Source organism: Paenibacillus sp. FSL H8-0332 (assembly GCF_037963835.1).
Taxonomy (GTDB): Bacteria; Bacillota; Bacilli; order Paenibacillales; family Paenibacillaceae; genus Paenibacillus_AQ; species Paenibacillus_AQ rhizoplanae.
This window is the reverse complement of the sequence record NZ_CP150145.1, coordinates 3,236,987-3,249,350: the sequence shown is the minus strand read 5'-3', so window position 1 is coordinate 3,249,350 and position 12,364 is coordinate 3,236,987. Positions and strand designations below refer to the sequence as shown.

Here is a 12,364-nt window from a genome sequence, read left to right as displayed (position 1 = left end):
AAACAACAAAAAACGGCCCAAAAAACAAGGGCCGTTATCAGCAAGCAGCAAAAAATCGCTGCGTATTCAGTTAACCGACTTGTCATATTGCAGGTAGACTATATGCGTCTGGAGGTATTCATTCAAGCCATGCTTGCCGTCAGCGCCGCCGATGCCCGATTTTCTCCAGCCTGCATGGAAGCCTTGCATCGCTTCGAAATTCTCGCGGTTAATGTAGGTCTCTCCGTACTTCAGCCGTTTGATCACTTTCATGGCGACATTCAGATTCTGCGTATATAGCGATGAGGTTAAGCCGAATTCACTGTCATTTGCGAGGGCAATCGCCTCATCCAGGGTTGAGAACGTAATGACGGGGATGACCGGACCGAAAATTTCATCCTGCACAATCTCCATCTTATTCGTAGCGTCTGTGATCACTGTCGGCTCGAAGAAGCTGCCTCTTCCTTCTACTTTTTTACCGCCCAGGGCAATCTTAGCCCCTTCCTGAACGGCCCGGTCCACCTTCTGCTGTACCGATTCCTGCGCGGCCTTGTTGATGAGCGGTCCCATTTGGATACCGGTGTCCTTGAGCGGGTCTCCGTACTTCACGGCCTTCATCGCTTCAACCAGCCGAGTGGTGAACTCCTCCTTGATATCTTCATGGACATAGACACGCTCCGCACAGTTACAGACCTGGCCTGTATTAATGACCCGGGAAGCCACAATCGCCTGAACAGCCAGCGCCAGATCGGCATCCTTCATTACGATGGCAGGTGCTTTGCCGCCCAGCTCCAAGCTGACCTTGATGATGTTCTCAGCGGCCGCCTCCATAACCTTCTGCCCCGCCGGTACGCTGCCGGTAAGACTAACCATGCCAACCTTCGCGTTGCTGGCCAGTTCATTCCCCACTTCCGCCCCTCTGCCTGTAATGAGGTTGAATACCCCCTTAGGCAATCCGGCCTGATCCACGATCCGGCTGAACGCCGCTGCATTGTTCGGAGATTCGGCGCTGGGCTTCACGACAATCGTATTGCCGGTGATGAGCGCCGGGGCCATTTTTCTGGCAATCAGGAAGAACGGGAAGTTCCAGGGCAGAATCCCTGTGGTGACGCCAATCGCTCTTTTGAATACAAAAATATGCTCATTATCACGGTCGCTCTGCACGATCTCTCCCTCATAACGCCGTGCCCACTCCGCCATATAATCCAAATAATCCGCAGTGAAATGAACCTCGACGGTGGACAATTCCAGGGTCTTGCCGACTTCCTCCGAGATCAGCCTGGCGATGCTGTCCGCCTCTGCCCGAATGCCGTCAGCAATCGCATGCAAATACTTGCCGCGCTCTACCGCCGGAGTCTCCTCCCACTCCCCTTGGGCCTGCTCTGCTGCATCAATGGCGCGTATGACATCATTCCTTGTAGCCTTGGGAACCTGTGAAATTACTTCATCGGTTGCCGGATTGGTAACATCCATCCACTCTTTGCCTTCGGATTCCGTAAATTGGCCGTTGATATACATCAAATGCTTGGTCACTGTTTCTCCCCCTCAAGGTAGATTATTCCATTATCCCACCCACAGTGTAAACGCTATCATTATTTATTGTCAATAAGTTTAACATTTTTTATTTGTTTTTGTGTTGTTTTTCATTGACTTGTTGAGTTAAGCTGTGAATATAGATTTTCATTGATGGGAGGGATGAGAGTGCGAGTCAGTATTTTTTCCACTTGTCTGGTAGATCTTATGGCTCCGAAGGCCGGCATTGCCATGGTGGAGGTCCTGGAGCGGCTCGGCTGCGAGATTGATTACCCCGCTTCACAGGTCTGCTGCGGCCAGCCAACTTACAACAGCGGTTATCTGCAGGAATCCAAGCTTGCTATGCAGAACATGATGCTTGCTTTCGAGGCTTCGGATTATGTCGTAGGTCCCTCCGGCTCCTGCATCGCTATGTTTCATGAATATCCGAAGATCTTCAGCGGTGACCCGGACTGGGAATTGAAAGCGGTTGCTCTAAAAGAAAAATCCTATGAACTCACCCAGTTCATTGTAAAAGTGCTGGGTGTCACCGATGTCGGTGCCACGCTCGAAGGAACGGCTACCTACCACCGCTCCTGCCATATGACGAGGCTGCTGGGCGAGAAGGAAACGCCCTTCCAGCTGCTGGAGCAGGTTAAGGGATTGAAGCTTGAGCCGCTTAAGAACAGCGACAACTGCTGCGGGTTCGGCGGAACTTTTGCAGTGAAAATGCCTGAAATCTCGGAGCAGATGGCCAATGAGAAATGCGGCTGTGTGCTGGATACAGGAGCGGATATCCTGATCAGTGCAGACATGGGCTGCCTGCTGAATATCGGGGGACGCCTGTCCCGCAAAGGCGAGCCTGTAAGGATCATGCACATTGCAGAGGTGCTGAATCAACATCAGCCTGTAGTCAGCAAAGGGGGAAGCCGGACTTGAGCCTGCAAACGGATTCACGCAACTTCAGCGAACGGACCTCGGAGGGCCTGGGGGATTCCTTTATGCGCAGTGCCGTGGGGTCGGCACAGGACAGCCTTAAGACTAGGCGGCTGACGGCCGCTACCGCGCTGGGCGATTGGGAGCAGTGGCGGTCGGCCGGCCAGCTTATCCGTCAGCATACGCTGGCGAATCTGGACTTTTATCTGGAGCAGCTTGCGGATAATGTTGAGAGGCAGGGTGGACAGATCTATTTTGCCGCGACCAAGGAAGAGGCCAGCAGTTATATACGGGATGTCATTGAACGCAAGCAGGCGACCCGGGTCGTCAAATCCAAGTCCATGGTTACTGAGGAGATTGAACTGAACCGTGTACTGCTCGAAGCAGGCTGTGAGCTGATTGAGACGGATCTGGGAGAGTATATCCTGCAGATGGATGACTGGGACCCTCCCTCCCATATCGTAGCCCCCGCCCTGCATAAAGACCGGGAGCAGATCAGGCGCGTCTTCGCAGAGAAGCTCGGATATACCGGCGATGAGACGCCGGAGAAGCTGGCCGGGTTCGCCCGCACCGTACTGCGCCAGAAGTTCCTGGATGCGGAGGTCGGGATTACGGGCTGTAATTTCGCCATCGCTAACCTGGGCGCAATTAATCTCGTCACGAATGAAGGGAATGGCGACCTCACCGCCGCTATTCCCAAGACGCATATCGCAGTCATGGGTATGGAGCGGATTGTACCGACGATTGAGGAAATGGAGATCCTGGATAATCTGCTCTGCCGCAGTGCTGTCGGCCAGAAGCTGACCAGCTATATCACGGTCATGGGTCCCTCAGCGGCGGGGGAGACCGACGGACCGGAGGAATTCCATCTGGTGGTCGTCGATAACGGCCGCTCCGATATTCTGGGGAGTGAATTCAACGAAGCTCTGCAATGTATCCGCTGCGGTGCCTGCCTGAATGTCTGTCCGGTCTACCGCCATATCGGCGGGCATGCTTACGGTTCCATCTATCCGGGTCCGATTGGAGCGGTCATTACGCCGCTGCTTGGCGGTTATGACGATTATAAGGAGCTGCCGTATGCCTCCAGCCTCTGCGGGGCGTGTACAGATGTCTGTCCGGTGCGCATCCCGCTGCATGAGCAGCTCATTATGCACCGCCAGAACATTGTGAAGCAGAAGAGAACCGGCGTTGCCGACCGAATCCAGATGAAGGCCGCCGCCAAGCTGCTCTCTTCCCCTGCCCTGTTCGGCAAAACCCTCAGACTCGCCCATTCTGCCAGCCGGATCATGAGCAAGCACGGGCATATTGTGCGGGGGCCGGCTATTATTCAGGGGTGGATTCATTCACGCGATCTGAAGCAGCCCGTCAGGCAGAAGGACAGCTTCCGGGCATGGCTGGAGAAGCGCAAAGGAGGCTCGGAGCAATGACAGCAACCACGAACACGAGCGCGAACAGAAACACGAATAAGGAGGCTTTTCTGAATACGATTGCCTCCAAGCTGGGCCGGGAACGGAGGATTGAGGTTCAGCGTCCTGCAATCCGGGAGTTAATACCGAACAGCTACGGCCCGCTTACCCAGGATGATCTTGTAGAGATGCTTAAGGAGCAATGCTTCTTCATCCACACTCAGGTGATTGAAACGACGCGGGAGCTTTTGCAGAGAACGTTAGATGATCTGTTAGAGGCAAATGGCGGCGGGACCGTGATGACTTCGGGTGATCCCCGGTTCAGGGAATACGGGCTGGCCTTCCCGGATGCTGCCGTATGGGAAGAAGCGGCGGGACGGGCGGAGAATATCAGGCGTGCTGAATCGGCGAATACAGCAATAGTCTTCGCCGACTGTGCACTTGCGGAATCTGGAACGGTCGTGGTGGAGAGCCGCCCCGATCAGGGCCGGTCGCTCCATTTCCTGCCCGCTCATTATATTGCGGTGATTGAACGTGAGAAGCTGGTGCTTCGCTCCACGGATGCCGCCGCAGCGTTTAACCGTAGAATTCAGGCGGGAGAACCGGTGGGTTCATCGATTAATTTCATCTCCGGTCCCTCCAATTCTGCGGATATTGAAATGAAGCTGGTGGTCGGGGTACACGGGCCGCTGAGAGCCACCTATGTGCTGATTACGGGATAGCGTTATAGCCTACTTGTAATCCGTAACGTCAAATTCCCGATCCTTGTAGTAATATTTCCGGTCTTCCTCCGTGATCTCACGGACAACTCTGCACGGGCTGCCTACGGCGATCACATTATCAGGGATATCCTTAGTCACTACGCTGCCTGCCCCGATAACGACGTTGTTCCCGATGGTTACGCCCGGATTCACAATGACATTGCCGCCGATCCACACATTGTTGCCGATGGTGATGGCAATCCCGTATTCATAGCCTGAATTCCGGGAATCGGGATGGACGGGATGGCCTGCTGTATAGAGCGATACATTCGGAGCGAACATGACATTCTCGCCGATAACCACCTTGCCTACATCAAGAATCGTACAGTTGAAATTGGCATAGAAATTATTCCCTACGGTGATATTCGATCCATAATCACAGCGGAAGGGAGTCTCAATATGCACAAGCTCCCCTGTCTTGCCCAAAAGCTTGCGGATTAGCTCATCTCTCTCCTCGTGTGCGTCCGGAGAGAGTGAATTGAGCTGGTGAACCAGCAGCCTGGCGGCTGTCCGTTCTTCGGTTAATCCGTCCAGCCATGCTTTATAAGGTAATCCTGCGAGCATTCTGTCTTTCTGATTCATAAGATTCATAAGGTATTCCTGCCTTCGCTTAGTGTTGTGTGTTCATGGGGTAGGTCCAGAAGGCTTCCTGTCCGAAGCGGAGCTGAATCTCCTCGGCCGTCAGCACCTGATTGCCGACCAGCTCCGCCGCCTGAAATTGCGAACGGTGTGCCTGGATAGAGGCCATCTTCTTGTCCAGGAATGCGGTGACATCGACATGCACATCCGGGAGGCCAATGTGCTCCTCATGGCCAATGGCGAATGCCAAGCAGTGAACCACCGGCCGGTCAGCGGCAGGCAGGCGGTGAACCGCCCGGATAACCGCTGCTCCGGTAGCATCGTGATCAGGATGCACGCTGTAGCCGGGATAGAACGTAATCACGAGGGACGGAGTCAGCTCCCGGAGTAAAGACAGCATCGTATCCTCCAGCAGGCGCGGGTCGTCGAACTCAATCATTTTATCGTGGAAGCCCAGCATTCTTAAGTCTTGTATGCCGATGGCCCGGCAGGACGCTCGCAGTTCTTCCTTGCGGATCTCTGGCAGCGTCACCCGATTGGCAAACGGCGGAATCCCCATATTGCGCCCCATTTCCCCCAGCGTCAGGCAGGCATAGGTCACTTCTGCACCTTGCTCAATATACTTCGCAATAGTGCCAGCCGCTCCAAAAGCCTCATCGTCAGGATGCGGGAACACCACCAGTATGCGCTTGTGTTCTGTAGTCTGTGTATCGTTCATAGGTTCATTCCTCCCGGTGACATTATAGCTTAGCGAAATACTCGATAACAACCTCGCGGAAAATCAGGCCCGCCTGTGAAATATAGCGATTCTTATGCCATAACAAGGCTATTTCCCTGACCAGTCCCTGGTCCTCCAGCGGAATCAGACGGATACGATCCTGCGTATTCCTCGCCGTACCCGGTATGAAGGCCAGGCCGATTCCGGCTTCCACCAGGTCAATCAAGCGGGCCGGTTCGTCTCCTTCATACACATAGCGTGGCAGGAATCCTGAAGCCTGGCAGACGGAATCCACCAGATCACGAATCCCGTAGCCTTGTTTGACACCCACAAACCACTCATCCTTAAGCTCTATCAAGGCGAGGCTCTTATGGTCGGCCAGGTGGTGCCCGGCTGGAACGGCAAGGTAAATGTGATCGTTACAGACCACCTGACATTCCAAATCTTCCCCTCTGACCGGAGGGGAGGACAAGCAGAAATCAACTTCTCCCCGCTGGAGAAGAGTAATCATCTCCTGCATGGGCAACATTTGTACGTGAAAATGGATGTCCGGCTGCTTAAGGCGAAACGCCCGGAGAATCCCGGGCAATGTGCTTGCGGTGGTTACCGCTAATTCAAGGGTGCCGGACTCCAGGCTGGACAGGTCCTTAAGCTCCTGCTTCCCCTGCTCCAATTCAAACAGCGCCTTCTCTGCACGCTCAAGAAATCTGCGTCCCGGCTCGTTCAACCGCAGCTTCCTCCCGCTACGGTCGAACAATGGAACTCCGAGATCCTCCTCCAGCCGTTGAATAGTCTTACTCAGGGAGGATTGGGTAACATGCAGCCTGTGTGCAGCCTCGGTCATATGCTCCAGACGGGCAACCGCGATGAAATACTGCAATTGAAGAAGTTCCATATCCCGCCTCCATTCATTCCCTCAAGTCTATGAAATCATAACATAAAATGCGTTGGAGTAAATAACTCTTATCCTGTACGATAACTGTACAGCACTTGAGGGGGAATAACAATGAATGCACGGAATTGGTGGTTAATGATATCCGTTGGGCTGGGGATGATGCTTAACCCGCTTAACTCTTCGATGGTGGCTGTGGCGATCCCGAGGCTGCAGCAAGCGTTCAAGCTTGAATTCACCGTGGTTTCTTGGATTATTTTTTCATTCTATATTGGCAGCGCCATTGCCCAGCCTGTCATGGGCAGAGCGAGCGATATCTTCGGCCGCCGGAGAATTTTCCTGGCAGGACTGGTGATCGTCTTCGCTGCCTCCCTGCTCACGCCTTTGTCTCCGGGCTTCGGGGGACTCATCGTTCTGCGGGTTGTCCAATCCATTGGAACTAGTATGGTGGTCGCGGTCGGCATGGCGATCATCCGGGTGAATATTACAGACAAGCAAGCGTCCGCGCTGTCGGTGCTGTCCATGTTCACATCGGGAGCAGCTGCAGTAGGACCTTTTATCGGCGGGGTGTTGATCCATGTGTGGGGCTGGTCTTCCATCTTCTATATCAACCTTCCATTTGTAACGGCCAGCTTCCTGTTAGCTTGGAGAACCATCCCGCAAGACAAGCCGTCAGCAGATATAGTAACCAAGCCGTCCCTAAGGCAATGGATGAACCGGATAGACGCGCCTGGAATTCTGCTGTTCACCACAGGGCTGGTGGCTGTGCTTGGACAGATGCTGTCCGCCAAGTCCTCCGGTCATGTCTCCCCATTCAATGTAATCATCGGCCTGTCCGGGCTGGTCCTGCTTGCGGTCTTCGTAAGGCATGAGTTAAGAACAGCGATGCCCTTCATTCCTCTGCGTACCTTCGCCAGATATCCCGGGCTGATCCGTGTCAATGCCGAATTCATGCTGGTTAATCTGTTATTCTATTCCGTCTTCTTCGGTCTTCCTTCTTATTTGCAGCTCGTCCGTCAGGTCAGTGAATTCCACACCGGACTGCTGATGTTAAGCCTGGGTCTATGCTCGCTCGCCGTTTCTCCACTCGCCGGAAGATGGATCAATGCCTCAGGGCCCCGGCCAGCGCAGGCAGTATCGGCAATCCTCATGACCATCGGGTCGGTGTGGATTGTGATGCTGAGTCCGGCATCGCCTGTAATCAGTATCATTCTGGCCCTGGCTGCCTTCGGAATCAGCAACGGACTGAACAATGTCGCCATGCAAGCAGCCTTGTTCAATAACTCACCGAAAGAGATCATCGGGGTATCCTCCGGCTTATTCAGCACATCCAGATATTTCGGGACAATCCTGTCCTCCCTGCTGATCGGAATCATTATGGGCAATCAGTTCAGCTTCAGCGGCTTCCGGGTGCTGGGGATCATCCTCGCCGTGATTGCCCTGTGTCTGGTGTTCATGTCCCGGCGGCGTTCCCACAAACCCAAAGACTCCCTTCACAGTCTTGATGACCGCTAGGGAGCGCTTGGAAGACGGTTCTGACCCCGCTGGAAAATCTAAGCTTCGTCCAGAAGCTGCTGCAGCTTGCCTGCAACGGCTTCACTGTCCGGGGAGCGTACAGAATGTGTAAAAAACAGCTTAATCCGAACTTTACTCAGCCTACCCCTCAACCACATCGGCCCGCAGGTCCGCGGCAATCTCAAGAATCACAGGCACAATCGCCTCCAGGGACAAGGCCACGTACAGATCGCCCATGTACAGCCGGAACGGATACTCTGCCCCCTCATGACTCCACATGAAAAAATCCCCCTCGATCGACATCGCACTCTCCGCACCTTGAACGGTGTAGACCTGTGAATAATTGAAGCCGGATTTAGCGGCAAAGTATTGCTTGCATTCTTCTAAGGTTAGCGCCTGCTCTGCATTCTCTTCCTGCATGGAACGGGTAATTCGTAAACGCTGGCTCATTGATGATCCTCCACAAGGTTAATAGTTAAGCTAATAATCCGTTCGTGTTAACTCCATTAACTAATATCGGCCGGGTTGATAATCGCGAGAATCTGATGGTCTTTCCACACCCCGCGGATCTTCACATTCAGCCGGGCAATGCCTTCCTTGTGGAAGCCTGCATTCTCCAGCACACGGATAGAACCGGGATTATCCGGTGAGGCTTCCCCTGAAATCCGGTGGAACTTCAGCTCCTCGAAGGCATAGCGCACGACCTGCTTCACCGCCTCTGTCATATAGCCTTTACCGTTATAATCCTTGTCCAGACTGTACCCGATCATACAGCTCTGCAGCGGTCCCCGCACCACAAAAGACAGACTGACACTGCCGATGATCCGGCGGTCAGCCTTGTGAATGACCAGAAAGTCGTATCTCTCGTCCGCTGCCCGCTCCTCTTCATACTGCGCAATCCGCTCGCGCTGATATTCTTCCGTATAGAAATCCTCGCTGATCTCCGGCGAATGCTCTTCAAAAAATTCACGGTTACGCAAGTACATCCCCATCAGCTCCGCAGCATCTCCCGCCTCGGGGAACCGGATGTATACCCGTTGTTCTGTCATCTCTACGCCTCCATTCTTAATTGCACAATGCCGCTTCCTCCGGCTGTTCCTTGCATTCTGTGAACCGGTAGGTCCAGAAGCGTTCGGTTCCGTATTTGCCGCAGATCGCTGCATCTGTTGGCTCAAGGCCGCCAAGCACTTTCTCCGGCTGGAACTGGGTGCGATGCGCGAGGATGGAGTTGATTTTGACAGTGATAAAAGACGTTACATCGATGACTACATCGGCTGCTCCAATCCGCTGCTGATGGCCGTTCGAGAAGGCGACACTATGAACAACCGGACGTTCCGCAGCGGGCAGCCGGGCAATGGTACGAATCACCGCAGCACCAGTAGCATCATGATCCGGGTGTACACTGTAGCCAGGGTAGAACGTAATAACCAGCGACGGGGTAAGCTCCTTCACGAGCGATTCAATCCGCTGATCAAGAAGCGCCGGATCTTCGAACTCTATCATTTTGTCATGGAAGCCCAGCATCCTCAGGTCTTGAATTCCAATGGCCTTACAGGAAGCTTCGAGCTCCGCTTGGCGGATGGCCGGCAGGGAGATACGGTTCGCAATCAGCGGAACGCCCATATTCCGGCCCATCTCTCCCAGTGTCAGACAGGCATAGGTCACCTCTGCACCTGCTGCGATATACATCGCCAGTGTCCCGGATACGAAGTACGCTTCATCATCGGGATGGGGAAGTATCACCAGGATTCTTTTATTCTTCATAGATCTGTTATTCATGGCTGCTTAATCCTCCAGTATCGTTAAAAAGGGCTGCGGCTAAGCTGCAACGCCACAATCAGCTTGCCCTGACTGTCATGACCGGCCAGAATCAGCCGCTCGGTATCCTGCTCATCCACATGGGTCAGGCCTTCTGCGTAGATCCAGCCCTTCTCTGTCTTCAGGCCCACCCGGTAGGGTCCCGCACCTGAGATAGAGCCGTGGGTGTAACGGATCTCGGCATTGCTGATGAACACCGAGCCCGGAGCACGGGAGCTGTCGAAATGGCTGGCATATGCTCCGTTTGTAAGTTCAAGATGGATATATAGATCCTCAGAGACGAAATTGTCGATTCGAGTCTGAATGGCCTCGGGTTGAATGAGCTGCATAATGTCCTCCTATAGTGTACAAGAATAGCTGGTTCCAGTGCATTCATTATACATGAAAAAAAGAGCCTGCCCAAGGAACTCCATGAAGTCCTTAAACAAGCCTGGAGATGCTAAGAATTAAAGATTAACTATAGAGAAGACCTTATCATTGATGAAATAGACGTATTGGTCGCCGTACACTACATACCCGTCATAAACTTCGTCCGGGTCTCCCCAGGAGAGCAGAAGCTCTGTGATCGTCATGCCGCTGACCGCCCGCTCTTCACGGATGGCTGACCACATTTTATCGCTGATCTTGAAGTTCGTTTGCGGATTCTTGAAAAACAGTACCTCTTCGACATACTCACTAGGGTCATCACGAGGTTCAATCTTGAGCGGAACCTCCTGCCCGTTGGCCCGGCGGATGATCATTTCTAAATTACCATTGGCTGGGTTCGGGCGGAAATTGGCGATGGTTGCTTTCTCAAAGTTCTTGAACGGACTATCGGTAATCATGGCGTTCCGGGTCCACACCGTTAGTCCATTATAGTAATACTTCAAATAATCAATATTCTCCATGGTGTACATAGTATTGTCCACAAAATCGTTCAAGTCCAGAACCCACTCGGTTCCGGCTTCATTTTGCATCACAAAGTTCTGGTTGTTGTCATCAACATACTGTACACTTTTCACCCAATGGCTTCCCGGATGCCCATATAAATAGACCTTTTTGCCTAATACAATGCCCATGGTTCCTGGCAGCTTGCTGATGGCGTAGAGCATACTATTGCTCTTATTCTTGCCATCCTCTGTGCTCCAGACGAACAACGCTATGGCGCTGGAGGCATATTTGCCGTCGATCGCTCCAAGCTTCAGCAGGGTTTTGAAGGCTACATAGTTGGTGTTCTTATACAAGATGGAGTTATCCTTCTTCAGCTTGGTGCTTCCTTTGCTGCCTGTGAGCGTTACGCCAGTAGCATCCGCCGCTACAGTGAAGCCAGGAATCTGCCCGGCAAGCTTAACCGGTACATAGGCAGAGCCATTCACTAGTACAGATTTGGCTGGCGAAATAAGCAGGTTGCCTTCGACAAACGTAGCAATCTCTGTATACGCTGGTGCGGATGCGGCCGCTGCACGTCCGGCGCCTCCCGGATAGACCAATCCGAGCGCGAGCAGCAGAGTGGTGAGCAGTAATGCAAGTTTTTTCATAGATGTTCTAATTCCTTCCCCCGATGTAAGTTAGGTGTCCCGGCAAGGTGCCGGAATCTTCCAGATCAGTACATTCGACAAGAAGTTAATTATTTCCTCCATTACACAGACTAAGTGGCAGAGAATGTCTTAGAATTTTATTTGCTTTAAGGTTGTTGTATATCTATCCATTATTTTCTTAAAAGCACCTCTGCTATCCTTAATTAAGTCTAGATTACTTCGATATGCTATTTCCTCAACCAGTTGATCAATGCCCTTATCATCAGTTGTTATTTTTTCTTCTGTAATAATATGATTAAAAGCATATATGCATTGTTCAATCTGTGACTTTGCCCAGGTCCCCCGTTCAAACCGTTTTTTGAGCCGTCTCTCAATAGTTTCCTTTTCAGCATAGAGAATAAAATGATTTACCTGTATTCCGTCCATAATTAGGCGACCAATTATTTCATCATAATATTGACGCTTGATCAATGTCATAGGTACAAGAATAGTACCCTGGTAGGCTGAAGACAAATATTTCAACATCTCATAATTAAATATACGCCACTGGGTATGATCTTGAAAATTGGGTTCATGTAAGTCGGGAGGTATATTTTTACGGATAAAATAGCCTATGTTCTCAGGATCATATACAAATGAATTAGGCAGTCTTTTGTTTAATTCATAGGTACAAGTCGATTTGCCGGAGCCGTAGGCTCCATTTATCCAAACGATCATTTTAGCACCTCCTC

General features: G+C 52.3%; 14 protein-coding genes. 4 read left to right on the top strand and 10 right to left on the bottom strand.

Annotated features, from left to right (window positions below):
- Positions 1-66 precede the first annotated feature (66 nt).
- The gene (aldA, locus tag NST43_RS14100) at positions 67-1,512 is read right to left on the bottom strand and encodes an aldehyde dehydrogenase (RefSeq protein WP_339224975.1); all 1,446 of its coding nucleotides are present in this window, start codon (positions 1,510-1,512) and stop codon (positions 67-69) included.
- Positions 1,513-1,680: 168 nt separating this feature from the next.
- On the opposite strand from aldA, the gene NST43_RS14095 reads away from it, so the two are divergent.
- The 3 genes from NST43_RS14095 to NST43_RS14085 are packed head-to-tail and all read left to right on the top strand — an operon-like array spanning position 1,681 to position 4,555.
- On the top strand, positions 1,681-2,430 hold the full coding sequence (locus NST43_RS14095; protein WP_339224974.1) for a (Fe-S)-binding protein: 750 nt from the start codon (positions 1,681-1,683) through the stop codon (positions 2,428-2,430).
- Positions 2,427-3,854, top strand: coding sequence for a LutB/LldF family L-lactate oxidation iron-sulfur protein (locus tag NST43_RS14090; protein ID WP_339224973.1), 1,428 nt, complete (start codon positions 2,427-2,429; stop codon positions 3,852-3,854). The genes NST43_RS14095 and NST43_RS14090 overlap by 4 nt, the downstream gene beginning before the upstream one ends.
- On the top strand, positions 3,851-4,555 hold the full coding sequence (locus NST43_RS14085; protein WP_209990510.1) for a lactate utilization protein C: 705 nt from the start codon (positions 3,851-3,853) through the stop codon (positions 4,553-4,555). Before NST43_RS14090 ends, NST43_RS14085 begins: the two co-directional genes overlap by 4 nt.
- A 9-nt stretch (positions 4,556-4,564) precedes the next feature.
- Here NST43_RS14085 and NST43_RS14080 read toward each other — a convergent pair whose 3' ends face one another.
- Genes NST43_RS14080 through NST43_RS14070 form a run of 3 tightly spaced genes read right to left on the bottom strand, consistent with a single transcriptional unit; the run spans position 4,565 to position 6,786 of the window.
- Positions 4,565-5,176, bottom strand: a complete 612-nt coding sequence (locus NST43_RS14080) for a sugar O-acetyltransferase (protein ID WP_339224972.1) — start codon at positions 5,174-5,176, stop codon at positions 4,565-4,567.
- 28 nt (positions 5,177-5,204) lie between these two features.
- Entirely contained in the window at positions 5,205-5,891 is a 687-nt protein-coding gene (gene bshB2 / locus NST43_RS14075; protein WP_209990507.1) for a bacillithiol biosynthesis deacetylase BshB2, read from the bottom strand.
- A gap of 22 nt (positions 5,892-5,913) precedes the next feature.
- Positions 5,914-6,786 (bottom strand): LysR family transcriptional regulator, encoded by an 873-nt coding sequence (locus tag NST43_RS14070; protein ID WP_339224971.1) that lies wholly within the window; start codon positions 6,784-6,786, stop codon positions 5,914-5,916.
- Between the two features lie 111 nt (positions 6,787-6,897).
- On the opposite strand from NST43_RS14070, the gene NST43_RS14065 reads away from it, so the two are divergent.
- Complete coding sequence (locus NST43_RS14065; protein ID WP_339224970.1) at positions 6,898-8,298, top strand: MFS transporter; 1,401 nt, start codon at positions 6,898-6,900, stop codon at positions 8,296-8,298.
- Between the two features lie 141 nt (positions 8,299-8,439).
- Here NST43_RS14065 and NST43_RS14060 read toward each other — a convergent pair whose 3' ends face one another.
- The 6 genes from NST43_RS14060 to NST43_RS14035 form a co-directional block, all read right to left on the bottom strand.
- The gene (locus tag NST43_RS14060; RefSeq protein ID WP_339224969.1) at positions 8,440-8,748 is read right to left on the bottom strand and encodes a hypothetical protein; all 309 of its coding nucleotides are present in this window, start codon (positions 8,746-8,748) and stop codon (positions 8,440-8,442) included.
- Positions 8,749-8,804: 56 nt separating this feature from the next.
- Positions 8,805-9,347 (bottom strand): GNAT family protein, encoded by a 543-nt coding sequence (locus NST43_RS14055; protein WP_339224968.1) that lies wholly within the window; start codon positions 9,345-9,347, stop codon positions 8,805-8,807.
- 16 nt (positions 9,348-9,363) lie between these two features.
- Positions 9,364-10,077 carry a bacillithiol biosynthesis deacetylase BshB2 gene (bshB2, locus tag NST43_RS14050; protein WP_339224967.1) on the bottom strand — a complete coding sequence of 238 codons (714 nt, stop codon included), beginning with the start codon at positions 10,075-10,077 and terminating at the stop codon, positions 9,364-9,366.
- A 23-nt stretch (positions 10,078-10,100) separates the two neighbouring features.
- Entirely contained in the window at positions 10,101-10,445 is a 345-nt protein-coding gene (locus NST43_RS14045; RefSeq protein WP_339224966.1) for a YojF family protein, read from the bottom strand.
- Between the two features lie 117 nt (positions 10,446-10,562).
- Entirely contained in the window at positions 10,563-11,633 is a 1,071-nt protein-coding gene (locus NST43_RS14040; protein ID WP_339224965.1) for a hypothetical protein, read from the bottom strand.
- Positions 11,634-11,762: 129 nt separating this feature from the next.
- The gene (locus NST43_RS14035) at positions 11,763-12,350 is read right to left on the bottom strand and encodes an AAA family ATPase (RefSeq protein ID WP_339224964.1); all 588 of its coding nucleotides are present in this window, start codon (positions 12,348-12,350) and stop codon (positions 11,763-11,765) included.
- Between the last annotated feature and the right edge of the window lie 14 nt (positions 12,351-12,364).

What these genes read in the sequence shown, in the direction of transcription:
- NST43_RS14085 (WP_209990510.1), top strand. Translation starts at nt 3,851, where the DNA reads ATGACAGCAACCACGAACACGAGCGCGAACAGAAACACGAATAAGGAG.
- NST43_RS14080 (WP_339224972.1), bottom strand. Translation starts at nt 5,176, where the DNA reads ATGAATCAGAAAGACAGAATGCTCGCAGGATTACCTTATAAAGCATGG.
- bshB2 (WP_209990507.1), bottom strand. Translation starts at nt 5,891, where the DNA reads ATGAACGATACACAGACTACAGAACACAAGCGCATACTGGTGGTGTTC.
- NST43_RS14070 (WP_339224971.1), bottom strand. Translation starts at nt 6,786, where the DNA reads ATGGAACTTCTTCAATTGCAGTATTTCATCGCGGTTGCCCGTCTGGAG.
- NST43_RS14065 (WP_339224970.1), top strand. Translation starts at nt 6,898, where the DNA reads ATGAATGCACGGAATTGGTGGTTAATGATATCCGTTGGGCTGGGGATG.
- NST43_RS14060 (WP_339224969.1), bottom strand. Translation starts at nt 8,748, where the DNA reads ATGAGCCAGCGTTTACGAATTACCCGTTCCATGCAGGAAGAGAATGCA.
- NST43_RS14055 (WP_339224968.1), bottom strand. Translation starts at nt 9,347, where the DNA reads ATGACAGAACAACGGGTATACATCCGGTTCCCCGAGGCGGGAGATGCT.
- bshB2 (WP_339224967.1), bottom strand. Translation starts at nt 10,077, where the DNA reads ATGAATAACAGATCTATGAAGAATAAAAGAATCCTGGTGATACTTCCC.
- NST43_RS14045 (WP_339224966.1), bottom strand. Translation starts at nt 10,445, where the DNA reads ATGCAGCTCATTCAACCCGAGGCCATTCAGACTCGAATCGACAATTTC.
- NST43_RS14040 (WP_339224965.1), bottom strand. Translation starts at nt 11,633, where the DNA reads ATGAAAAAACTTGCATTACTGCTCACCACTCTGCTGCTCGCGCTCGGA.
- NST43_RS14035 (WP_339224964.1), bottom strand. Translation starts at nt 12,350, where the DNA reads ATGATCGTTTGGATAAATGGAGCCTACGGCTCCGGCAAATCGACTTGT.